Below are 20,280 nucleotides of genomic sequence, written 5' to 3' on the forward strand. Positions count from 1 at the left end.
GCCTGCCTACACTGACGGGCATGGCATGCCGCATCAGTGAACTGGTCATCGACTGCGCCGACCCCGAGCGGCTCGCCGCGTTCTGGAGCGACGTCCTCGGCTACGTCGAACTCGACCGGGAGGACGACGGAAGCATCGAGATCGGTCCGGCCGACGCCGGCTTCGGCGGTGCGCAGCCCGTTCTCGTCCTCAGCCCCAGCGACGAACCGCGGACCGGGAAGCTCCGGCTGCACATCGACGTCAACGCCACCGACCGCGACCAGGGCGCCGAGTTGGAGCGATTGCTCGCCCTCGGCGCCAAGCCCGTCGATGTCGGTCAGACCGGCGACGAGAACTGGCACGTCCTGGCCGACCCGGAGGGCAACGAATTCTGCCTGCTGCACCAGCGGATCCAGCCCGTCTGACCCTGTTCAGGGGACGACCGGGGTGTCCGTCCATCGATAGACGTGCGCCAGGGCGGGGGAGACAATCGAGGTCGGGAGCTCGGGGTCGAACCAGCGGTCGACGTACGTCCAGTGGTAGGGGTGGAGCAGGTAGTCGCCCGTCAGGCCGTCGACGTCGGCGAACTCCTGCTCCCAGACGTGCGTCCAGCGCGCCGGCGCCGGCCGGCCCACGTCGGTGGTGACACGGCTCAGCGCCCACGCGCGGATCGCCGTGATGTGCTCCGGCATCCCCATGACGTCGGCCTCGAAGCGCGCCACGGTCTCCGGCGGGGTGCCGCCGAAACTGCCCGGCAGGTCGCGGCCCGCCGAGCAGCCGCGGACGCCGGGGAGTCGGGCCGCAGCCCGGTTCGCGGACCGCGCCCGGCAGCTCCGGTCCGGACGGACGCCCGCGGTGGACGAGGCGAGGTACCGCGCCGACCTCACCGCGACGCTCACGGCCCTGCTGACCGCCGCCGGCGCCGAGGACACGCCCTAGCGGTACAACCCCGTGGTCCCCGCAACCGAATCCACTGTTCGTCACCCTTCCGAGCGGGGAAGGATCGTCAGGCGAACCGTTTCGCCGCCCAGGGCACTAGCCTCGCCACTCCGGGGGCACGGGTTTCCCGGTGCGAACTGTCCGGACTGCCGCTTGGAGGGCGTCGACCACGATGTCGGTGACGAACGACTGCGACAAGGCAGAGACCGCGGACGCACCGGACGCGCCACCGGGGCCGCGGGTACTGGTCCACACGCGCAGAGACCGTGAGCTGGCCGCGGCGACGTGGCTGCTCCTCGCGGCCCCCGACAGCACGACGGCACGGTACGAGTGGAACGCCTACGGCCTCGCCCTCCTCCGCTGCGGCGGCCTGTTCTCCGCCGTCCGGATCCCGGCCGGCCTCGTCCACGCGGCCGCCGGGACCGAGACCCGTGAGGGCGTGGCGACCTTCCTCACCGACGCCCTCGCGGGCGGCGCCGTCTTCCACGACGCCGGCGGCCGCCAGTACTACGCGCTCACCCCGGCCAGCACCGCCCGGATGTGGCGACTCACCGAAGCCGAATGCCTGGGCGAGGACGCCTTCCTGGGAGTCCCCGCCACCGACCTGACCGCCCCCGACCCCCGCTGCACCGCCCACTGGGTCGTACCCATGGCCGGACCGGCAGCCCTGTGCATGCCGGGAGACGTGGCCCGCCTCGTCCTCACCGCCCGCGACCTGGCGGCGACCAGACACCAAGCCACCCACCCGGCAACCGCCGACCGGCGGAGTACCCGGGGAAACCGGACGAACCTGACACTGCCCCCGCTCCGCTCCTGATGTCTCCTGCCTGATGCTCAGGCGCCCAGGTCGATCCGAGTGCCCGTGCCGGATTCGGTGGCGAGGTCGATGAGGAGGCGGGCGAGGGCCAGGTCCTGGAGGCCGACGCCGACCGAGTTGAACATCGTGATGTCGGAGGGGGACGTACGGCCCGGTGCGAGTCCCTCCAGTACGTGCCCCAGCTCGCGGTCGAAGTCGGCCTCCGTGAGGGCTCCTTCGGCGAGGGGGATCAGGACCTCGCCCGACTTGAGGCGGGCGGTCGCGACGGAGTCGACGACGAGGCGGGAGCGTACGACGCCTTCCGTGTCGATCTCGCGATGGTCCGGGCGCGGCGGTGCGCCCACCGCGTTGACGTGTTGCCCCGGACGGAGCCAGGCGCCCTCGACGACCGGCTCGCGGGACGGGGTGAGGGTGCAGAGAACGTCCGCGGCCTCGGTCACCTGGCGGGGGCCGGAGAGGAGTTCGGCCCGCAGCCCGAACTCGCGCGTCACCTGGGCGACGAGGGCGGCGCCGTTCTCCGGGGTACGGCCCCACACCACGACCGATTCCCACTTCCTGACCGTCAGCAGGGCCCGCACATGGGCCAGCGCCAGCGGGCCCGTACCGATCAGCCCGAGGACGCGGGCGTCCTCGGCGGCGAGCGCCCGCGTGGCGACCGCCGTCGCCGCGGCGGTGCGGTAGCGGGTGATCAGCGCCCCGTCGAGCAGGGCCGCCACATCACCGTTCTCCGCCGACAGGGCCAGGACGGCCGAGCGCTGCGCGGGCAGCCCGCGCTCCCGGTTGCCGGGCAGGTCGGCCAGCAGCTTGACCGTCGCCAGGCCCGTCGGCGCCGACACGGCCGCCATGGGCAGGAACACACCGTCCGAGCCGGGGACTCCCATGGCAGGCGGCGCCGGCAGGACGGCGCGCCCCCGAGCCACGTCGCGGTGCGCCTGTTCCACCACCGCCTCCACCTCCGCGGTGGCGGGGTCGAGGAGCCGGTGGATCTCGGAACGGGTCAGGATCAGCGTCATCGGGGGTGTCTCCGGTACATGAGGTGGGATTGCTTCGAGCGGGGTCCGGGCGCCGGGGCCGTCCCGGGCCCGGAACAAGGTGTCCATCGTCAACTTCCTCGCCTTCCTCAACTTCCCCGTACGAACGGCACGGTGAGCGCGGACGGCGCCCGGCTTCGCCCGACCAGGCCGCTCACCGCCAGCAGCGCGAACACGTAGGGCAGCGTGGTCAGCAAGGGCGCGGAGACGTGCAGACCGAGAGCGGGCGCGGTGAACTGCAGGGACTGGATGATGCCGAAGAACAGGCAGGCGAGCACCGTCGGCCCGGCCCGCCACCGGCCCGCGATCACCGCGACGACCGCGAGGTAGCCGATCCCGGCGGTGATGTTGTCGCTGAACGCGTGCACCTCCGACAGCGCGAGGTGGGCGCCCGCCAGGGCGGCGGCAGCGCCCGTGAGCAGGACGACGCCGTGGCGGATCGCGCGTACGGACAGCCCGCAGCGGTCCGCGGCGGTAGCGTTCTCCCCGACCGCGTCGACGGCCAGCCCCCACGAGGTGCGCCGCGCCCATCCGACCCCGAGGACTGCGGTCACGGCGAACGCCACGTAGCCGAGGGCACTCTGCTCGAACAGCGCGGGCCCCAGAACGGGGATGTCACGCAGGACGGGCACCGGCAGCGGGTCGAATCCGGGCACGGAGTCCGCGGCGCCGTCGCCGAACAGCAGCCGGGCCGCGTACGTCGTACCGCCGAGCGCCAGCGCGTTGAGCGTGATGCCGGTGACGATCTGGTCGGCCCGCAGCGAGATACTGAGAACGGCCTGGAGCACGGCGAGGACGACTCCGGCGGCGAGGGCGGTGAACACACCGACGACCGCACTGCCCGAGGCCAGCGCGCCGGCCGCGCCCGCGAACGCGCCGGTGAGCATCATCCCTTCGACCGACAGGTTGAGTACCCCCGCCCGCTCGCTGAGCAGTTCCCCGGCGGAGGCCAGCAGCAGCGGGACCGCGAGCCGGACCCCGCCCGCGGCGAGTTCGTCGAGTACGGCGCTCATGAGCCGCTCCCCGTACCGCGGTTGCTCCACAGCATCGCCGCCGCGATCAGCAGCACCAGGACGCTCTGCACGATCTGCACCGACGACGCGGGAACCCCGGCCGCGAGCTGGAGGTTGATCCCGCCGCTGGTCAGGAAGCCCAGCAGCAGCGAGACGGCCGCCACCGCGACCAGCGAGCCGCGGGCGAGCAGACCCACCACGAGCCCGGTGAACCCGTACCCGGAGGAGAAGTGCTCCGCGAGCACGTACGGGGCGGTCGCGACGAGGCAGGCACCGGCCAGGCCCGCCAGACCGCCCGCAACGCCCAGTCCGGACTCCTGCAGACGCGACACCGGCAGGCCGAGCCGCGCCGAGGCGGAGGGGGAGTGCCCCACCGACTTGAGCCGCAGGCCGACACCGGTGAACCGCAGCACCACACCCGTGACGACCACGGCGACCACCGCGACGATCACGATCGCCGTCGCGGGCGACTCGATCCCGGCGATCAGCGGAAGCCGTACGCCGGGCGGCAGCGCCTCGGACTGAGGGAGGGTCTCCGACGAGGTCACCGGCTGCCGCAGCAGCCCCTCCTCGTGCACGGCCACCGACACCGCGCCCGCGCCGACGAAGTTCAGCAGCAGGGTCGTGATGACCTCGCTGGTCCCGCGGCGCGTCTTGAGCACGGCGGCGACGAGCGCCCACGCGGCGCCCGCGACGAACCCGGCGATCAGGGCCGTCGGCACGCCGATCGCGGCGGGCACGTCCGCCGGCAGAGCCAGTCCGGTCGCGGCGGCGGCGAGGCCGCCCGCGCACAGTTGTCCCTCGCCCCCCACGTTCACCAGTCCGGCCCGGTGGGCGACGCTGAAGCCGGCGGCGATGAGGGCCAGCACGGCGGCAGAGTTGAGCGAGCTGCCCACGGCGTACGAGGAGCCGAACATGCCCTCGTCGAGGGCCGCCCAGGCGGTGGCCGGATCGGACCCGGCGGCGGTGACGAGCACGGCGCCGACGCCCGTGGCGAGGAGCGCCGCGACCGCGGCGAGGGACAACGGATGGCGCAGGCGGGCGAGGAGGCGGGGAGGCGCCAGGGACAGTGTCATGACGGTCCTTGCGGAAGCGGAAGCGGAAGCGGAAGCGGAGGGGGAGGCGGCGGGGGAGAGGGGAGCGGATCCGGGGGTCGGCCGCAGGCCGTCGCCGGTCACGGCGCCGCAGACGGCGGCGCAGACGGCGGCGCCGGCGGCGAGGCCGCCCCGGCCCTGCCGGGCCGCCTCCCGTCCTCGTCCGGCGGCGGCGTCTCGAAGCCCCGTGCCGGGCCCGGCGGGGCCGCCTCGCCGTCGGCACCGAGCATCAGACGCCCGATCCGGTCCCGCGCCCCGGGCTCGGCGGCGCCGACGGGTGCGGACAGCCGTCCCCGGTAGGCGACGACGACGCGGTCGCACAGCGCGAGCAGCTCGTCCAGCTCGGACGAGACCACGAGGACCCCGACGCCCCGCGCCGCGGCCTCGCGCACCCTGCTGTGCACCGCGTCCACGGCGCCGACATCCAGGCCGCGCGTGGGCTGGGCCGCGGCGAGGCAGACCAGTGGCTCCAGGGCGAGTTCGCGGGCCAGCACCACCTTCTGCTGGTTGCCCCCGGACAGGCTCGACATCGGCGCGTCCGGGCCGTCGGCGCGGATGTCGTGGGCGGAAAGCACGGCGTCGGCCGCGCTCCGCATCGCGGCCCGGTCCAGGAACAGTCCCGCGCGGCGGAAGTCCCCGAGCCGTCCGAGGAACAGGTTCTCCGCGACGGACAGTTCGCCGACGCAGCCGTCGTGGTGCCGGTCCTCCGGGACGACGCCCAGGCCCAAGTCGGTGCGCCGGCGGGGCGAGACCCGCGTGATGTCCGTGGTACCCACGGCCACGGCGCCGCCCGCGTCCGGTACGAGGGAGCCGCCGAGCACGGCCATCAGCTCGCTCTGCCCGTTCCCCTCGACCCCGGCGATCCCCATGATCTCGCCGGGCCCGATGTCCAGGGAGACCCGGTCGAGGGCGTGGGTGCCGTCGGGCCTGCGTACGGTGACGTCCCGCACCCGCAGCGCGGGAGGCCCCGAAGGGTCCGTCGCACCCGCACCCCCTCCTGCACCCGCATCCGCGCCTGCACCCGCAGCCATGTGCGGGTGCGAGGCACGCGGGTCCGGTACCGAAACGGCCCCGGACTCCGCCAGCCCGATCGTGCCGGACAGAGCCGGGTCCAGGGACTCTGCGGCGCGCCCGATCATCAGCGGGACGAGCCGTTCGGCGGGCAGTTCGGCCAGCGTCCCGCCGCCGGCGACCCTGCCGGCGCGCAGGACCGTCGCCGCGTCCCCGGCCCGGGCCGCCTCGCCGAGCTTGTGGGTGACGAGGACCACCGCGCCGCCCCGGTCCGCGATCCGTCGGCAGGTGGTGAGCAGGGCCTCGGTCCCGGCCGGGTCGAGCACCCCGGTCGGCTCGTCGAGGAGCAGCAGCCGAGGTTCGCGCAGCAGCGCCTTGACGATCTCGACCCGCTGGCGCAGCCCGACGGGCAGGTCGGCGACACGGGCGCCGAGGTCGAGCGCGAGTCCGTACTCGTCCGCGACCCGCTCGACGCGCCGGGCGAGCCCGGGCAGCCTCAGCAGCCGCAGGTTCTCGCCCACGGTGAGCGTGCCGACCAGGCTGAAGTGCTGGTGGACCATGGCGATTCCGGCACCCAGCGCGTCGGCCGGCCGTCGCGGCGCGTACGGCTCTCCGTACAGTTCCAGCGTGCCCGTGTCGGGCAGCAGCGAGCCGCCGATCAGATGGCACAGGGTCGATTTCCCGGCGCCGTTCTCGCCGAGGACGCAGTGCACGGTGCCCGGCGCGACGGAGAGACTGACGTCGTCCAGGGCCCGGAGGGCGCCGAAGGACTTGGCGAGACCGCGGATCTCGAGGGCGGGGACCGCGGTCGCGCGGTCGTGTGGGGTGCTCACGGGGTCGTGACCTCCCCGACGGTCTGGGGTGCTCATCGGGTCGTGATGTCTCCGGACTTGATCTTCGCCTTCAGCTCTTCGAGCTTCTTCGCCACCGCCGCGGGCGGGTTGCCGCACAGCACGATGTCGTTGTGCGGCTGTTCGAAGGTGAGCCCGAAGTGGACCGCCTCCGCCTTCCAGGTGCCGGCGGCGAGGTGATCCGCGGCGTACTCGATCTCCGCGCCGATGTCCGTCTCGACGTAGCCCGCGTACGCCGGGTCGGCGGAGCAGGGGTGCGCGATCGGACCGCCGAGGAGGGCGCCGCCGCTCTGCGTCGCCGCCTGCGCGAGTCCCTTGTGGCCGAGGTTGAGGATCTGGCCGAGGACGTCGGCGCCGGCCCCGTAGTCGGCCAGCGCCGACTGCTTGGCCTTGGTCGCGTCGTTGAAATCGCCCACGTACTGGGGAGCGAGGACCTTCACGCCGGGGGCGGCGGCCTTGGCGCCGTTCGCGAACTCCTGGGCGGCGTTGACGATCGCGGGCAGTTCGGCGCCGCCGACGAAGGCGACCGTGCCCTTCTTCGACAGCAGGGCGGAGGCGGCTCCGGAGAGGTAGGCGGCCTCGGCCTGCTGGGGATCGTACAGGGCGATGTTCGCCGTGGGCTTCGCGTCGGCGGGGCCGCCGATCTCGGCGAAGTGCACGCCGGGGAACCGGGCGGCGACCTTGCGCACGGCGGCGTCGGTCTGGCCGCCGAGCGAGATCACCAGGTCGGAGCCGGTCGCGAAGCGGACCAGCGCCTGCTCGTAGTCGGCGGGGGCGACCTGCTCGACCTTGCTGAACGCGATCGTGCCGGCGTGCTTCTTCGCGGCCCGCTGATAGCCGCGGTACGCCGACTCCATGAAGCCGTCGTCGGAGAGGGAGCCGGGGAACAGCACCCCCACCTTGAGCGCGCCGCCGGAGCTGTTCGCGGCCGAGGTACCGCCGCAGCCGGTGAGCGCGACCAGCCCGGCGAGGGCGGACGCGCACGCCAGGGCACGGCGGAGGGGCGAGGTGCGGTGGAGGAGCGAGGTGCCGTGGAGGGGCGAAGTGCGGTGGACGTGCGGAGTGCGAAGACGGGACTGCGCCATGCGTGTACCTCCGGGTGAACAGCCGCCGGCCGAGGGCCCGCGAGCAGGTTACTGGTATACCGCTAAGTGGCAACAGTGTCGGAGCCCTGTGTTTCGGCGGTGTTAGCGCGCGGTTAGGAGTCGCGACGACCGGGGGCGACAGGTCGCGGTGACGGGACGGGACCGGCCGGGATCCGCCGCGGCGACCGGGACGGGGCGGCCTAGAGTGGGAGTCCCGAGAACCGGAGGAATCCCGTGGTGAACAGCGCCGGACCGTCAGCCGAACCGCGCGGCTCCCTGCGTCAGCGTGCGTACGACGCGCTGCGCCGGCGCATCGTCGAGGCCGAACTCGCTCCCGGGGAGCGGCTGGTGGAACGCGACCTCGCCGCGCAGCTGGAGGTGTCGCGTATCCCGCTGCGCGAGGCGCTGCGACTCCTGGAGGCCGACGGGCTGGTCGTCCTGGTGCCGCACCGCGGCGCCCTGGTCGCCCCGTTCACCCCGGCGGACGTCCGCGACCTGTTCGACGTCCGCGAATCCCTCGAATCGCTCGCCGCCCGCCTGGCGGCCGAACGTACGGACCGGGCCGGTCTGGCCCGCCTCGCCGGGCGCCTCGCCGTCGCCCGGGCCGCGACGCGCGACGGAGACCAGGACGCCATCGCCGCCGCCAACGCCGGCTTCCACAGCGACATCGTCGAGCTCGCCGACAACCCGCTGCTCACCTCCACCATGCGTCCGCTGGAGGCCCGCACCCACTGGCTGTTCCGGCTCACCGCACAGCGCGACCCCGCCCAGCAGTGCGCCGAGCACGAGCAGTTGTACGAGGCGATCGCGGCCCGCGACGGGGAGCGGGCCGCGTCCCTGGCGCTCGACCACGTCGCGGCGGGCCGCCGGACGAGCGTCGCGTTGGCCGCGGAGTGGACCCACTCGGAGGTCGACCCGGAAGCGGTCGCGGCCCGCCGCCGACGCAGACGAGACACCTGACGGGCCCGCCGGGCGCTCAGCCGAAGCCGGGAATCGGGTGGTCCCCGGCCACCGGCTAGGTTGCTCGCATGCCGTTGACCCCCGAGGACGAGATACGCACGCGCGATGAGCTGGTCGCCTTCGTGCGGGAACTGCACGAGGACTACGTCAGCCGAGGGCACGACTGGGAGAACCACACCCTCGATCGCTTCCTCGAAGCCTTGGCCGCGTGGATGGCGAGCTCGGACGGCTGGTACTGGAACGCCGGCAAGGACCTTCCCGCCGACGGCGACTGGACCTTCATCGCGCGCGCCCTCAAGGCCGCGACCCGGTACGAGTAGCCGAGCGCGGCCGCGGTGACCTCCTCCCGTGCGGTGGGCTTACGTCAACATGGTTGACCTGTTCGGAGAGCGACCGGTTTCATGACCAACCATCCGGTCCCGCCGATCAACGCCCCGGGCGAGGCGGCCGGACCGGCGACGTAGCTTCTCGGGAAGGACCACCGCATGACCGATCTCACCGACCTCGCGTATCTCCCGGCCACCGAGGCCCTGCGCCGGTTCCGGGACCGCTCACTGTCCCCGGTCGAGCTGGTCACCGCGGTCGTCGCGCGCGCCGAAGCCGTCGAGCCGAAGGTCAACGCCCTCGCCGAGCGGACCTTCGAGGAGGCGCTCGCCGCCGCGCGCGTGGCCGAAGCGCGTTACGCGGGCAAGGGCGAGGCGCCCCGTGCGCTGGAGGGGCTGCTCGTCGCGACGAAGGAGGAGCAGCCCATCGCGGGCCGCCGCAGCACGGACGGCTCGCTGGCCTTCCGCGACGAGATCGCCGACGAGACCCACCCGGTCGTCGAACGCGTCCTCGCCGCCGGCGGCATCGTGCACGCCCGCACCACGACCCCCGAGTTCAGCTGCGCGGGCTACACGCAGTCGCGACTGTGGGGCGTGACCCGCAACCCGTGGAACCTGGAGTACAGCCCGGGCGGCTCCTCCGGCGGCGCCGGCGCCGCGCTCGCCGCGGGCGAGACCACCCTCGCGACCGGCTCCGACATCGGCGGCTCCATCCGCATACCGGCCTCGTTCACCGGCACCGTCGGCTACAAGCCGCCGTACGGGCGCGTGCCGGCGATGGCGCCGTTCAACCTCGACACGTACTGCCACGACGGCCCGATGGCCCGCACCGTCGGCGACTGCGCCCTGCTGCAGAACGTCATCGCGGGCCCGCACCCGCTGGACGCGGTCTCCCTGCGCCCCAAGTTCCTCCTCCCGGAACGTTTCGGAGGCGTCGAGGGACTGAAGGTGGCCTTGTCGGTCACCCTCGGGGACTGGCCGGTCGACCCGGAGGTCGAGGCCAACACCCGCGCCGTGGCCGAGGCGCTGCGCGCGGCCGGAGCTCTCGTCGAGGAGGTGGAGGTCCCGATCACCAGGGCGGACGTGATGGGGGCCGCGATGATCCACTTCGGCTCGATCTTCGGCCCGTACATCAACTCCGTCGCCGCCGAGCACGGCGACCTGCTCAACGCGTACGCGCTCGATTTCGCCGAGCGGGCCGCCCACGCCGTTCGTGAGCCCGGGAGCTTCATGCGCGGCCTCGAGCTCGAAGCGGTGGTGCAGAGCACCCTCGGAACACTCCTGGACCGCTACGACGTCCTGCTGTGCCCGACCACCGCCATCCCCGCGTTCGAGGCGGACGACGACTACCTCTCGACCAAGGTCGTGATCGACGGCGTCGAGCTGGACTCGTACCTGGAGGCCGCGATGACGACGGTCTTCAACATCGCCAGCCGCTGCCCGGTGCTGAGCGTGCCCTCAGGCTTCGCGTCGACCGGCGTACCGACCGGCGTGCAGATCGTCGGCCGTACCTACGACGACACCACCGTCTTCCGCGCCGCCGCGGCGATCGAGGCCACCCGCCCCTGGGGCAGCCGCCCCACCCTCTGAACCGGACACCGAAGGCCCGGCGGGGGAGGCCGTTCACCCCCCTCGTCCCCTCCCGCTGGGCACACTGGCCCCATGACAGCGACTTCCATGAGCAAGGGCGCCAACCTTCCCGTCGACTCCCCGGCCGTACGCGTCGAACTGAGCTGGCGCCAAGGCCCCGGCGTTCCCGACATCGACGCGTCGGCACTGCTGCTCACCGCGGCCGGACGGGTCCGTGACGACGGGGACTTCGTCTTCTACAACCAGCCGCGGCACGCCTCCGACGCCGTGACACACACGGGGAAGCAGAGCGCCGCCGGCATCACGACGGACTCGCTGGAGGTCGACCTGCGGCGGCTGGGCGACGCCGTCGAACGGGTGGCGCTGTGCGCGTCGGCCGACGGCGGCACCTTCGGGCAGGCGCCCGGCCTCGTCCTGCGACTGCTCGACGCCGGGACCCGGGCCGAGCTGGCCCGCTTCGACATCGAGAGCGGGACGGAGACGGCACTCATCGGCGGTGAGCTGTACCTGCGCGGCGGGCGGTGGAAGTTCCGCGCGGTCGGCCAGGGGTACGCCTCCGGACTCGCCGGCCTCGCGACCGACTTCGGCATCACGGTCGACGACACCCCCGAGGCACCCGCCTCCACGCCCGCCCCCGCACCCGCCTCGACCAGGCCCGCCCCCGCACCCGCGCCGGACCACGTCGACGTGGCGCCAGTCCCGCCGTCCGGACCGGCCCCGGTCCCGACCCCGCTCCCGGACCGGGGCGAGGAGCAACTCCCCGTGGACCTGCGCAAGCGACTGACACTGCGCAAGGAGCAGGTGGCGGTCAGCCTGAGGAAGCACGGCGCGGTCGGCGTCACCGCGCGCGTGATCCTCGTCCTCGACGCCTCCGGCTCCATGGCCGCCCTCTACTCGCGAGGCGTGGTGGCCGACGTGGTGGAACGCATGGCCGCCGTCGCGGCCCAGCTCGACGACGACGGCGAGATGCAGGCCTGGACGTTCGCCACCCAGGCGGTGCGACTGCCGGACCTGCGCATCGGGGAACTCCCGCAATGGCTGCGTCTGCATGTCCGGGGCGGTGAAGTGGGCCTGTTCCGGCGGAGCAGGAAGCGAGGACTGGAACCGAGTCAGATCGACATGCGCACGGTCGGCATCCAGAACGAGGAGCAGAAGGCGATCGCCCAGGTCAGGGCGTACGTACGGGAGAACCCGGCGGCTGCCCCCACGCTTGTGCTCTTCTTCTCGGACGGAGGCGTGTACCGCAACAACGAGATCGAGCGGCAGCTGCGCGAGGCCGTGGAGGAGCCGGTCTTCTGGCAGTTCGTGGGACTGGGACGGTCCAACTACGGAGTCCTCGAGCGCTTCGACACCCTGCCGGGCCGCCGTGTCGACAACGTCGGTTTCTTCGCCGTGGACGACATCAGCACCCTCCCCGACCAAGACCTCTACGACCGGCTCCTGTCGGAGTTCCCCACCTGGATCACCGCCGCCCGCCACGCCGGCATCCTGTGACCCGCCGACCATGCGGCATCCCGGTCCGGCCGGAGCTCCGAGGCCGGAGGGCACGGGCGAGGTCGGTGACACCCGTGCCCCACGGCGCGCGGCTCAGCGTTCGAGCAGCGCCATCGCGGCGTTGTGGCCGGGGATGCCGCTGACCCCGCCGCCGCGCATCGCCCCCGCCCCGCAAAGCAGGACGTTCCGGTGCGCGGTCTCCACGCCCCATCGTCCGCTCTCCTCGTCGGCGTAGGGGAACGACAGGTCGCGGTGGAAGATGTGGCCGGACGGCAGTCCCAGGGAGGCCTCGAGGTCCTGCGGGGTCTTGGCCTCGATGCAGGGGCGGCCGTCGGCGTCGACCGCCAGGACGTCCGCGATCGGCTCGTCCAGGCAGGCGTCCAGCGCGGCCACGGTGGCGCGCAGCGCCTCCTCACGCGCCCGGTCGGCGTCGCCCGCGAAGAGCCGGGCGGGCATGTGCAGGCCGAACAGCGTGAGGGTGTGGTACCCGCGTTCCACCAGCTCCGGTCCGAGGATCGACGGGTCGGTGAGCGAGTGGCAGTAGATCTCGGACGGTGCCGTGCTCGGGATCAGGCCCGCCGCGGCCTCGCGGTAGGCGGTTTCCAGCTGGCCGTACGATTCGGCGATGTGGAAGGTGCCGGCGAAGGCGTCCCGGGGGTCCACGTTCCGGTCGCGCAGCCGCGGCAGCCTGCGCAGCAGCATGTTCACCTTCAACTGCGCACCCTCGGGGGTCGGTTCGGCCGGGTCCGGCTCCTCGCCGAGCAGACGGGCGAGCGTGGAGGGGGCGACGTTGCCCAGGACCGTGTCCGCGGCGGCCGTGCCCTCGGTCTCCTCCGAGCGGTACCGCACCTCGGCGCGGGAGCCGTCGGTGTCGATGCCCACGACGTCGTGGCCGAGGACGATCTCGGCGCCTGCAGCACGCGCCGCGTCCGCGAGCGCGCCCGCGAGGGCGCCCATCCCGCCCACCGGGACGTTCCAGTCCCCGGTGCCGTTACCGATCACGTGGTACAGGAAGCAGCGGTTCTGCCGCAGCGACTCGTCATGCGCGTGCGTGAAAGTGCCGATCAGCGCGTCGGTCAGGACGACACCCCGCACCAGGTCGTTCGAGAACCTCGCTTCGATCGTCTCGCCCAGCGGGCGCTCGAACAGCGCCTCCCAGGCTTCCTTGTCGTCGACCAGCCGCTGCAGCTCGCTGCGGCTGGGCAGCGGACCGGTGAGGGTGGGGAACACCCGTCGGGCCATGCGCCGGGTCATCCCGTAGAACCGCCGCCAGGCCTCGAAGTCGCTGTCGGAGCCGGTGAGTCGGCGGAAGGACTCGCGGGTCCGCGGCTCGTCGTCCTCGACCAGGAGCCCGGTCGGCCGGCCGTCCACGAGGGTGGGCGTGTACGAGGAGATACGGCGCTGCCGCGTCCGGAACCGCAGCCCGAGATCATCGACGATCTTGTTCGGCAGCAGGCTGACCAGGTACGAGTAGCGGGACAGCCGGGCGTCCAGACCGCTGAACGCCTGGGCCGAGACGGCGGCGCCACCGGCGTGGTCCTGGCGTTCCAGGACGAGGACGCTGCGACCCGCGCGCGCCAGGTACGCGGCGGCCACCAGACCGTTGTGGCCGGCGCCGACGATCACGACGTCGTAGGAGGAGCGGGCGGGGGATGAGGCAGAAGAGGGAGAAACGGAGCGCACGGGGATCTCCAGACTGTGAGGGATCACGACAGGGGAGGGCACACTCGCTCCCCGGCAAACGCTTCCCAGGGCGAAAGGGGCAGCCCTGCGGGGAAGGTTTCACCGGGAAACGAGCAGACCTACAACCCGGTCTGCCAGTGCGGCTCGGGGATGATCGGGCACAGGACCGCGTACAGACGTACCAGCACCGATCCGGGTGCTGTCGTCGCGTCGCAGGTCCGTCGCTTGGTCACGGGGATTTCTTAACACGCCGATCACCGCCGTTCAAGGGTGACGGCCCGCCGGACGAACCGACGGGCCGTCGTGACGCGGCACCGATCCGGTGCATCCCGGGCCGGTTCCGCGCCCCGCGTCAGCGGCACACCGTTCAGCTGCCGCGGTACATCGTGCAGTTCCACGGCGTGCAGATCAGCGGCACGTGGAAGTGCTGCTTCGCGTCAACCACGGTGAAACGTACGGGTACTTGATCGACGAACGGTGGGTCCGGCAGCTTCCTCCGGAGCCCGGCGTAGTACTCGTCGACATGGAACAGCAGCTCGTACCGCCCGGCCGTCGCGTTCTCCGGCCTCACGATCGGCTCGTCGGTCCGTCCCTCCTCATTGGTCCGTACCGTCTTGACGAGCCGGTACGCGCCGTCGTCGAGAATCGAGAAATCGATCCGCATTCCGGCGCCCGGTTTCCCGTTGGCGATGTCCAGGACGTGCGTCGATATTCCAGCCATTTCTTCACCTCCGGGGGTGTGGTCAGCTGCCTCGGTAGTAGGAATAGCTCCAGGGATTGAACAGGATCGCCACGTGATAGTGCTGGTCGGCGTCCGCCACCGTGAACCGGATGGGAACCTCTTCGAGGAACGGAGGCTGCGGAATCCGGGCACCGAGGCTCGCGAAGTACTCCGCCAGGTGCAGCGTGATCTCGTAGCGACCCGATTTCAGCGCGTCGCCGGTCAGGAGCGGGTCCTTCGTCCGTCCGCCGGCGAGCGTCTCGAACCTGCCGAGCCGGCGGTAGCCGCCGTTCTCGAAGTACGAGAGGTCGCATCGCAGCCCCGCCCCGGTCGCGCCGCGGTAGGTGTCGATCGCGTGGACGGTCAGCCTCGGCTCGACCGCCGGAGCCGTCGGTTTGCCGGCCGCCGACGCACTTGTCGACGCCCCGCTCGGGCCGATCGGGGGCTCCGCCGCGCTGCTCGGAGCGGCCCAGCCCATCGGCGCGAGGGCCAGGGGGCCGAGGACCAGGCCCGCTCCCAGGAGTCGTCGACGGCGGAGGGCATCGCCGTGGGGTGTCGGCCGGTCCTCGTGCGGTATCGGCCGGTCGTCGTGAGGCGTCGGCATGCCGTCGTGGGTCATGCCCGGGTCCCGTCGTGGACGAGCGCCCGGAGGCGTCGTCCGGTGATGGCGGTGATCTGTTCGATCGCCTCGGACAGCTCCGCCTCGGTGTCGAGGGCGGTCCGGCGCCGGAACTCGTCGAGGATCTCCTGCTTGCTGTAGAGGGGAACGCAGATGATGAACGGGAAGCCGTGGCGTTCCCGGTACGCGTCGTTCAGCCGGGTGATCAGGGCCAGCTCGTCCGGAGCCAGCGCGTCCAGACCGGCGCTGGCCTGTTCGGTCGTGGAGTCCGACGTCATGATCCCGGACTGCGCCTCCTTGCCGGCCAGCTCGGGGTGGGCGCACAGGAAATCGATCTGCTCGGTCCGCGGCAGTCTCCGGACCACGTCGATCATCGCCCTGTGCAGGGAAGGGACGCTGTCGAACGGACGGGCCGTGACGGCCCCGGCCGCGACCCACGAGGAGTGCTCGAACACCGGGCCGAGCAGACGGACGAACTCCTCCCGGTCCAGCGCGTTGACGGCCTGGACATCGAGGCTCGGCGCGTTCGTTGCGGATGTGGACGGGCTCATGCCTGGGGCGCCTCGACTTCCTGCTTGGGCGATGCCGGGGTGGCGGCCGTCTTCATGCGGGGGATGAACACGAGGATGAGAACGGTCGCGGCGATCTCGAAGGCGGCGACGACGGCCAGACCGGGGGAGAGGGACCCGGTGGACGTCTTGATCGAGCCGAGCATGTAGGGAGCGCTGAACCCGGCCAGGTTGGCCATGGAGTTGATCAGCGCGATGCCGCCGGCCGCGGCGGTCCCGGCGAGGAACTGGTTGGGCATCTGCCAGAAGACCGGGATCGCGCTCATGGTGCCGATGATCGCCAGGACCAGCGCGATCAGGGTGAGGATCGGGCTGAAGTCGATCGTGAGGGCGATGGTCGTGAACGACACCGCGCCGAGTGCGGCGGCGAGCCCGCAGTGCCAGCGGGACTCGCGATGCCGGTCCGAGTGGATGCCGTTGTAGATCATCCCGATGCCGCCGAGAAGGTAGGCGAACGCCATGATCCAGCCGATGGTGACGGGACTGTCGAAGCCGACCTCCTTGATGATGGTCGGCCCGAAGAAGGTCTGTGCCGAGTTCGCCATGATGATGCAGAAGAAGATCGCGATGAACTGCCAGATCCGGCCCTGCTTGAGCGTGGCGAGCATGCTGTGCTCGCGGGTTCCCAGCGTGGCGTCCTCGCGGGCGATGTCCCGCAGCACGAGCTCCACCTGACGTGGGGTCAGCCACTTCGCGGTCTCCGGCCGGTCGCTCAGGTAGAACCAGGTCACCACTCCGGCGATCACTGAGGGGATGCCCTCGACGAGGAACACCCACTGCCATCCCTGCAGGTCGCTGACGCCGTCGAGCGAGGTCATGATCCAGCCGGCCAGTCGTCGCGTCCCGGAGCAACGTCCTCGAGTTCGAGATCGAGCGCCTCGTGCTCGACGACCACTGCCTGGTCACCGAGGGGTACCTGAAGCAGATCCACCCGGGCTCCCTCGCGGCGCGGATCGGCCTGCCGGTGGACGACGAGTCGGCCGACTACCTCGTCGTGAACCGGATGCTGCTGCTGTGGCCGGTCGACGAGAACGGCCTGATCCAGGGCGAGGACGCGTACAGTTCGGGCCCGGCGAGCATCACGAAGCTGTCGCTCGACGAACTGCCCCGGCAGTACGTCGACCTCGTCCACGGTTCCCGGGACGCCTCGCCCCGGGCGTGACGGTCACGGGCTCGGTCGAACCGGTTCGATCGAGGGCCGCGGGGTGTCGTCGGCGGGCGGCGGAACCGCCCGCCGGCGGCTCAGCACCTGAGACCACGAGCGCCGTACGTCCCTGAAGCACAGGGTCAGCAGGGCGGGGACCGTCAGTCCGACGGCGAGTTTCGCCAGGTCCGGGATGCCGTCCCCGTTGACGGCGCGCAGGATGGCGTTCCCGCTCGCCGGAGCCACGGCCCAGAGGAGGCCGATCCACGCGCCGGCCAGGGCGTAGATCCGCATTGATAGATCGGCCCACGCGAACCGGGGTCGACGTACGTATTGGCGACGGTCACTCCGCAGGCGTACAGCTGCCTCAGGCCGATGATGTTGGCCATGACGTTGTCCGGGAGCCGGATGGACTCCTCGGTGTCGATCCGCGCCGTGTCGCCCGGTTCGAGGATCAGCTCGCCGTTGACGGGCGGCAGCGGCGCGTGCGCCGTGAACTCGCCGCGGTAGACCAGCGCTTGGGCGTTGGACGAGGCGTGCAGCTCGTACGAGGCCTACTTCGCGTTCTCGGCGTCGAAGGGCACGATGAGGCCGTGCTCGGTCGCGTACCGGACGATGTCGTCGTCGGTCAGGATGCCCGCGAGCTGCATCCCCTGATCCGCCTCGCCGCCCGGCGGCCTGGTCCGTCTGTTCGCCCCCATGGTCCCCCGTCCGCCCCCCCACCGTGTGCGCGAGCGACACCAGCAGCAGTACAACTACCGTTCCTAGTCAGTGAGCAGGAGTGAGTCTTGGACCCACGTCCCGGCACTGCGCGCATCCCGAACGGTTCTGGATGTGCTGGTCCCCCGCGTTCCCTGTTGTGTCCCCGCTCGGCGACGTGCATCGTGTGCACGTTCTGTGACGGGTGGGCGGGTTTCCTCACGCCCTCGAGCCACCGGTTCGGCCTGGACGGTCCGATGCCCACGGCGATCACTCTGGTCGTCGTGGGGCGGTGCCGTCCGTCGCCGGATCGGGTGTCCGAGGGCGCGTCGCCCGATCGCGATGCCGGCGGCGTCGTGACGGGACATCTTGCGTCGTTGGGTGACCAGCGGCTTGCGCCAGTGCTGGTTGCCCCACATCGAGGTGTAGGCCGGGTCTACGGCCACGATCGCCAGGTTCTGCTCGGCGGCCATGGAGATCAGCCTGGCTTTGACTTTGCCGGTGGGGATGCCGGAGATGAGCTGACGGAACCGCTTCTTGCGGCCGTGCTTCTCGCGGGTCTTCTCGGCGGTGAAGTCCAGGTCCTCGATCGCGATGGCGGCGACGCCGGCGCGCTTGGCCCAGTGCAGGATCTGGGTCATGGCGTGCCGGATCTGCGCGTCCCGATGGCCGGTGGTGCCGGACAGGTCGTAGGGGAACCGCTTGGGGTCGCCAACCGGGTTGCCGTGGACGTCGAGGCGGTAGGCGGCGAAGTGGTCGGCGTTCGTATCGACGCCGATCACGCCCTTGGCACGTGCTGTCTCCAGCGGCATCGTCCGGACGACAGGACGCTGCCACGAGGCGGTGAGGTACCAGCGACCGCGTTCCACGTCGAGGTGGATGCGGTAGGCGACGGCGCGGTTCTGCTCGATACGGTCGCGCCACTCGGCGCCGCGGTGTGCGAACGCGAGCTGCCCGGCGAGGACGTACCGGCCGTGCTTGGCGTTCGCCAGGTCCGCGAGCGGGGCGGGCAGCTTGATGCTGACCTCGCCGTCCGGCGTGACGCGGATCGTCTCGTTGCCGAACCTCTTGCCGGACTCGCCGTCAGCGGCGAGGAACCAGCGCTCGGCCTCCCAACGCTCCCGCCACTCGGCTTGGGTGAGTTGAGCGGCTTCGAGGTTGTGCCGGCTGTTCAGGAACTTCCGGCCACCGCGCACGACATGCACGACACCGGCCTCACGATCCGCACGAGCGACATCGAGCCGGTACTCCAGGATCGTCAGGCGACGGGTCTTGTGGAACCACTCGCTCTTGGACCGGTAGCCGCCCGCAGCCCCCTTGCTGCCCTTCTCACCGAGCGGCAACGACAGGCGATGCCTCAGCGTCCGCACACCGGCCTCAAGGCCCTGGATGTGTGCCGACTGGCAGCGACGCGACAGCGCCCACTGATCGTGGGTCGCCTTCGTGATCGACCCGGCCCAGCGCGACGACGAGGAGGCCGTCAGGCCCTGCTTGCGGGCAGCCCACTTATCCGCGGAGTGGTCGTTGCCGTCGCGGCAGCGCTCTGCCAGATCACGGGACGCGAGGCGCCCGAGGTGTTCACCCACACAGCGAAGAACCATCTCGTCCCTGGCGGTGAGGCCCTTGAGCCGGTCGCGTATCGCCACTCCGGAGGGACCAAGGGCGACGAACGGCGCGTCGACTACACGCAGTTCCCGCTTCGTGTTCCGCTCCACCGCCGCTCGCCTCCCTCCATCGTCACCACCCCGAACGTATCGGCCACCACTGACAACCCGATCCCCGCTCCTGACGCGTGCGCCCACACCAAAACCGAAGACTCACTTATGCGCGCCACTCCTCATCGCTCAACCCGCAGCAGATCCTGACCCCATGGCTGGCGCCAGGAGGGTCTCGTCCTGGCCGGCGCGGCGGAGGGCGGCGGTGACGAAACCGTTCGCCTTCAGGTCCTCCACCGTCGCGCGCAGGAAGGCGGCCGTCTGCGCGGAGCGGGTCACGGGGGTGCCGACGGCCTGGCGGATCTGCATGAAGCGTTCGGGGAGGAGACGGACCTCCGGGTGGGCGGCGGCGTACGCGGTCATCGGCTGGCGGATGCCCGCGCCCGCCTCCAGGCCCTGCGCGGCGAACGTGTCGACGCCCTCCTCGCCCCGCACGACGGTCGCGTGGTGCAGGGTGCGGGTGAGGAAGAGGTCGTACGCGGAGCCTGCCTTCACGCCGATGCGGACGCCCGGCGCGTCCACGTCCTGCGGGCTCCGGAGCGCCGAGTCGCGCGGCACGGCGTACACGCCCTCGATGACGACGTACGGCTCCGTGAACGCCACCTCCGCCTCCCGGGCCGGGTCGACGGCGAGGAAGCAGAGATCGGCGCGGCCGGTCGCCATCGCCTCGTACGACTTGCGGGCCGCGTCGAAGCAGAGCAGCTCCACCGGTACGCCGAGCCGGGCGCCGATCTCGCGGGCCAGGTCCACGGTGATGCCCGCGGGGGCGGCCGGCGTGCCCTGGGCGAGGACCGGGTTGCCGAGGTTGATGGAGGCGCGCAGGGTGCCGGTCGGGGCCAGGTCGGCGGCGACGGCGCGGGTGGGGGCGGGGGCGTCGGTCATGGCTCGGAGTCTAGGTGGCACACCGTTGCACCGCGTGGCGCGGGGCGGCCCGTCGCCCGCA

At 72.0% G+C, this 20,280-nt stretch carries 22 protein-coding genes and 1 pseudogene; 7 read left to right on the forward strand and 16 right to left on the reverse strand.

Features of this window, described 5'->3' with window-relative positions:
• Window positions 1-20 precede the first annotated feature (20 nt).
• Window positions 21-404 (forward strand): VOC family protein, encoded by a 384-nt coding sequence (locus R2D22_RS35615; protein ID WP_318109425.1) that lies wholly within the window; start codon window positions 21-23, stop codon window positions 402-404.
• 6 nt (window positions 405-410) lie between these two features.
• On the opposite strand, the gene R2D22_RS35620 is transcribed toward R2D22_RS35615, so the two are convergent.
• Window positions 411-911 carry a Dabb family protein gene (locus tag R2D22_RS35620; protein WP_318109426.1) on the reverse strand — a complete coding sequence of 167 codons (501 nt, stop codon included), beginning with the start codon at window positions 909-911 and terminating at the stop codon, window positions 411-413.
• A 179-nt stretch (window positions 912-1,090) separates the two neighbouring features.
• Between R2D22_RS35620 and R2D22_RS35625 the strand changes: the two genes are divergently transcribed.
• Window positions 1,091-1,735, forward strand: a complete 645-nt coding sequence (locus R2D22_RS35625; RefSeq protein ID WP_318109427.1) for a hypothetical protein — start codon at window positions 1,091-1,093, stop codon at window positions 1,733-1,735.
• 17 nt (window positions 1,736-1,752) lie between these two features.
• On the opposite strand, the gene R2D22_RS35630 is transcribed toward R2D22_RS35625, so the two are convergent.
• The 5 genes from R2D22_RS35630 to R2D22_RS35650 form a co-directional block, all read right to left on the reverse strand.
• Window positions 1,753-2,748 carry an ornithine cyclodeaminase family protein gene (locus R2D22_RS35630; protein ID WP_318109428.1) on the reverse strand — a complete coding sequence of 332 codons (996 nt, stop codon included), beginning with the start codon at window positions 2,746-2,748 and terminating at the stop codon, window positions 1,753-1,755.
• Between the two features lie 107 nt (window positions 2,749-2,855).
• Window positions 2,856-3,779: an ABC transporter permease gene (locus tag R2D22_RS35635; protein ID WP_318109429.1), complete on the reverse strand. Its 924-nt coding sequence runs from the start codon at window positions 3,777-3,779 to the stop codon at window positions 2,856-2,858.
• A complete protein-coding gene (locus R2D22_RS35640; RefSeq protein ID WP_318109430.1) occupies window positions 3,776-4,855 on the reverse strand; it encodes an ABC transporter permease in 1,080 nt (359 codons plus the stop codon). Before R2D22_RS35640 ends, R2D22_RS35635 begins: the two co-directional genes overlap by 4 nt.
• A 98-nt stretch (window positions 4,856-4,953) precedes the next feature.
• On the reverse strand, window positions 4,954-6,717 hold the full coding sequence (locus R2D22_RS35645) for an ABC transporter ATP-binding protein (RefSeq protein WP_318109431.1): 1,764 nt from the start codon (window positions 6,715-6,717) through the stop codon (window positions 4,954-4,956).
• Between the two features lie 32 nt (window positions 6,718-6,749).
• The gene (locus tag R2D22_RS35650) at window positions 6,750-7,820 is read right to left on the reverse strand and encodes a BMP family protein (RefSeq protein ID WP_318109432.1); all 1,071 of its coding nucleotides are present in this window, start codon (window positions 7,818-7,820) and stop codon (window positions 6,750-6,752) included.
• Between the two features lie 237 nt (window positions 7,821-8,057).
• Here R2D22_RS35650 and R2D22_RS35655 point away from each other — a divergent pair, with 237 nt between their 5' ends.
• The 4 genes from R2D22_RS35655 (at window position 8,058) to R2D22_RS35670 (ending at window position 12,187) form a co-directional block, all read left to right on the forward strand.
• The gene (locus R2D22_RS35655; protein ID WP_318109433.1) at window positions 8,058-8,780 is read left to right on the forward strand and encodes a GntR family transcriptional regulator; all 723 of its coding nucleotides are present in this window, start codon (window positions 8,058-8,060) and stop codon (window positions 8,778-8,780) included.
• Between the two features lie 68 nt (window positions 8,781-8,848).
• On the forward strand, window positions 8,849-9,100 hold the full coding sequence (locus R2D22_RS35660) for a DUF7660 family protein (RefSeq protein WP_318109434.1): 252 nt from the start codon (window positions 8,849-8,851) through the stop codon (window positions 9,098-9,100).
• 165 nt (window positions 9,101-9,265) lie between these two features.
• Window positions 9,266-10,693, forward strand: a complete 1,428-nt coding sequence (locus tag R2D22_RS35665; protein WP_318109435.1) for an amidase — start codon at window positions 9,266-9,268, stop codon at window positions 10,691-10,693.
• Window positions 10,694-10,765: 72 nt separating this feature from the next.
• On the forward strand, window positions 10,766-12,187 hold the full coding sequence (locus R2D22_RS35670; RefSeq protein ID WP_318109436.1) for a VWA domain-containing protein: 1,422 nt from the start codon (window positions 10,766-10,768) through the stop codon (window positions 12,185-12,187).
• Between the two features lie 93 nt (window positions 12,188-12,280).
• Here the strand turns inward: R2D22_RS35670 and R2D22_RS35675 are convergent, their stop codons facing one another.
• The 5 genes from R2D22_RS35675 to R2D22_RS35695 all read right to left on the reverse strand — a co-directional run bounded on the left by R2D22_RS35675 (window position 12,281) and on the right by R2D22_RS35695 (window position 16,612).
• Window positions 12,281-13,870 (reverse strand): phytoene desaturase family protein, encoded by a 1,590-nt coding sequence (locus R2D22_RS35675; RefSeq protein WP_318109437.1) that lies wholly within the window; start codon window positions 13,868-13,870, stop codon window positions 12,281-12,283.
• A 367-nt stretch (window positions 13,871-14,237) separates the two neighbouring features.
• Window positions 14,238-14,591 (reverse strand): hydroxyisourate hydrolase, encoded by a 354-nt coding sequence (gene uraH / locus R2D22_RS35680; protein ID WP_318109438.1) that lies wholly within the window; start codon window positions 14,589-14,591, stop codon window positions 14,238-14,240.
• Window positions 14,592-14,613: 22 nt separating this feature from the next.
• Complete coding sequence (gene uraH, locus R2D22_RS35685) at window positions 14,614-15,195, reverse strand: hydroxyisourate hydrolase (protein ID WP_318109439.1); 582 nt, start codon at window positions 15,193-15,195, stop codon at window positions 14,614-14,616.
• 11 nt (window positions 15,196-15,206) lie between these two features.
• On the reverse strand, window positions 15,207-15,761 hold the full coding sequence (gene uraD / locus R2D22_RS35690; protein WP_318109440.1) for a 2-oxo-4-hydroxy-4-carboxy-5-ureidoimidazoline decarboxylase: 555 nt from the start codon (window positions 15,759-15,761) through the stop codon (window positions 15,207-15,209).
• Window positions 15,758-16,612 carry an MFS transporter gene (locus R2D22_RS35695; protein ID WP_411977174.1) on the reverse strand — a complete coding sequence of 285 codons (855 nt, stop codon included), beginning with the start codon at window positions 16,610-16,612 and terminating at the stop codon, window positions 15,758-15,760. Before R2D22_RS35695 ends, uraD begins: the two co-directional genes overlap by 4 nt.
• A 47-nt stretch (window positions 16,613-16,659) precedes the next feature.
• Between R2D22_RS35695 and R2D22_RS35700 the strand changes: the two genes are divergently transcribed.
• Entirely contained in the window at window positions 16,660-16,941 is a 282-nt protein-coding gene (locus tag R2D22_RS35700; RefSeq protein WP_318109443.1) for a hypothetical protein, read from the forward strand.
• A gap of 3 nt (window positions 16,942-16,944) precedes the next feature.
• Here R2D22_RS35700 and R2D22_RS35705 read toward each other — a convergent pair whose 3' ends face one another.
• From R2D22_RS35705 to R2D22_RS35725, 5 genes and pseudogenes are all read right to left on the reverse strand, one after another.
• A complete protein-coding gene (locus tag R2D22_RS35705; RefSeq protein WP_318109445.1) occupies window positions 16,945-17,217 on the reverse strand; it encodes a hypothetical protein in 273 nt (90 codons plus the stop codon).
• Window positions 17,218-17,279: 62 nt separating this feature from the next.
• Window positions 17,280-17,465 (reverse strand): annotated as a pseudogene (locus tag R2D22_RS36185) (dCTP deaminase/dUTPase family protein); the annotation flags it as partial.
• A gap of 12 nt (window positions 17,466-17,477) precedes the next feature.
• Window positions 17,478-17,624, reverse strand: a complete 147-nt coding sequence (locus tag R2D22_RS35715) for a hypothetical protein (protein ID WP_318109448.1) — start codon at window positions 17,622-17,624, stop codon at window positions 17,478-17,480.
• A gap of 63 nt (window positions 17,625-17,687) precedes the next feature.
• The gene (locus R2D22_RS35720; protein ID WP_318109450.1) at window positions 17,688-19,337 is read right to left on the reverse strand and encodes a transposase; all 1,650 of its coding nucleotides are present in this window, start codon (window positions 19,335-19,337) and stop codon (window positions 17,688-17,690) included.
• Window positions 19,338-19,466: 129 nt separating this feature from the next.
• A complete protein-coding gene (locus tag R2D22_RS35725; protein ID WP_318109451.1) occupies window positions 19,467-20,219 on the reverse strand; it encodes a transporter substrate-binding domain-containing protein in 753 nt (250 codons plus the stop codon).
• Between the last annotated feature and the right edge of the window lie 61 nt (window positions 20,220-20,280).

Source organism: Streptomyces sp. HUAS YS2 (assembly GCF_033343995.1).
Classification (GTDB): Bacteria; Actinomycetota; Actinomycetes; order Streptomycetales; family Streptomycetaceae; genus Streptomyces; species Streptomyces solicathayae.

Coding starts and splice junctions, on each gene's coding strand:
- R2D22_RS35615 (WP_318109425.1), top strand. CDS start 21: ATGGCATGCCGCATCAGTGAACTGGTCATCGACTGCGCCGACCCCGAG.
- R2D22_RS35625 (WP_318109427.1), top strand. CDS start 1,091: ATGTCGGTGACGAACGACTGCGACAAGGCAGAGACCGCGGACGCACCG.
- R2D22_RS35630 (WP_318109428.1), bottom strand. CDS start 2,748: ATGACGCTGATCCTGACCCGTTCCGAGATCCACCGGCTCCTCGACCCC.
- R2D22_RS35635 (WP_318109429.1), bottom strand. CDS start 3,779: ATGAGCGCCGTACTCGACGAACTCGCCGCGGGCGGGGTCCGGCTCGCG.
- R2D22_RS35640 (WP_318109430.1), bottom strand. CDS start 4,855: ATGACACTGTCCCTGGCGCCTCCCCGCCTCCTCGCCCGCCTGCGCCAT.
- R2D22_RS35650 (WP_318109432.1), bottom strand. CDS start 7,820: ATGGCGCAGTCCCGTCTTCGCACTCCGCACGTCCACCGCACTTCGCCC.
- R2D22_RS35660 (WP_318109434.1), top strand. CDS start 8,849: ATGCCGTTGACCCCCGAGGACGAGATACGCACGCGCGATGAGCTGGTC.
- R2D22_RS35665 (WP_318109435.1), top strand. CDS start 9,266: ATGACCGATCTCACCGACCTCGCGTATCTCCCGGCCACCGAGGCCCTG.
- R2D22_RS35670 (WP_318109436.1), top strand. CDS start 10,766: ATGACAGCGACTTCCATGAGCAAGGGCGCCAACCTTCCCGTCGACTCC.
- uraH (WP_318109438.1), bottom strand. CDS start 14,591: ATGGCTGGAATATCGACGCACGTCCTGGACATCGCCAACGGGAAACCG.
- uraH (WP_318109439.1), bottom strand. CDS start 15,195: ATGCCGACGCCTCACGACGACCGGCCGATACCGCACGAGGACCGGCCG.
- uraD (WP_318109440.1), bottom strand. CDS start 15,761: ATGAGCCCGTCCACATCCGCAACGAACGCGCCGAGCCTCGATGTCCAG.
- R2D22_RS35705 (WP_318109445.1), bottom strand. CDS start 17,217: ATGCGGATCTACGCCCTGGCCGGCGCGTGGATCGGCCTCCTCTGGGCC.
- R2D22_RS35715 (WP_318109448.1), bottom strand. CDS start 17,624: ATGGGGGCGAACAGACGGACCAGGCCGCCGGGCGGCGAGGCGGATCAG.
- R2D22_RS35725 (WP_318109451.1), bottom strand. CDS start 20,219: ATGACCGACGCCCCCGCCCCCACCCGCGCCGTCGCCGCCGACCTGGCC.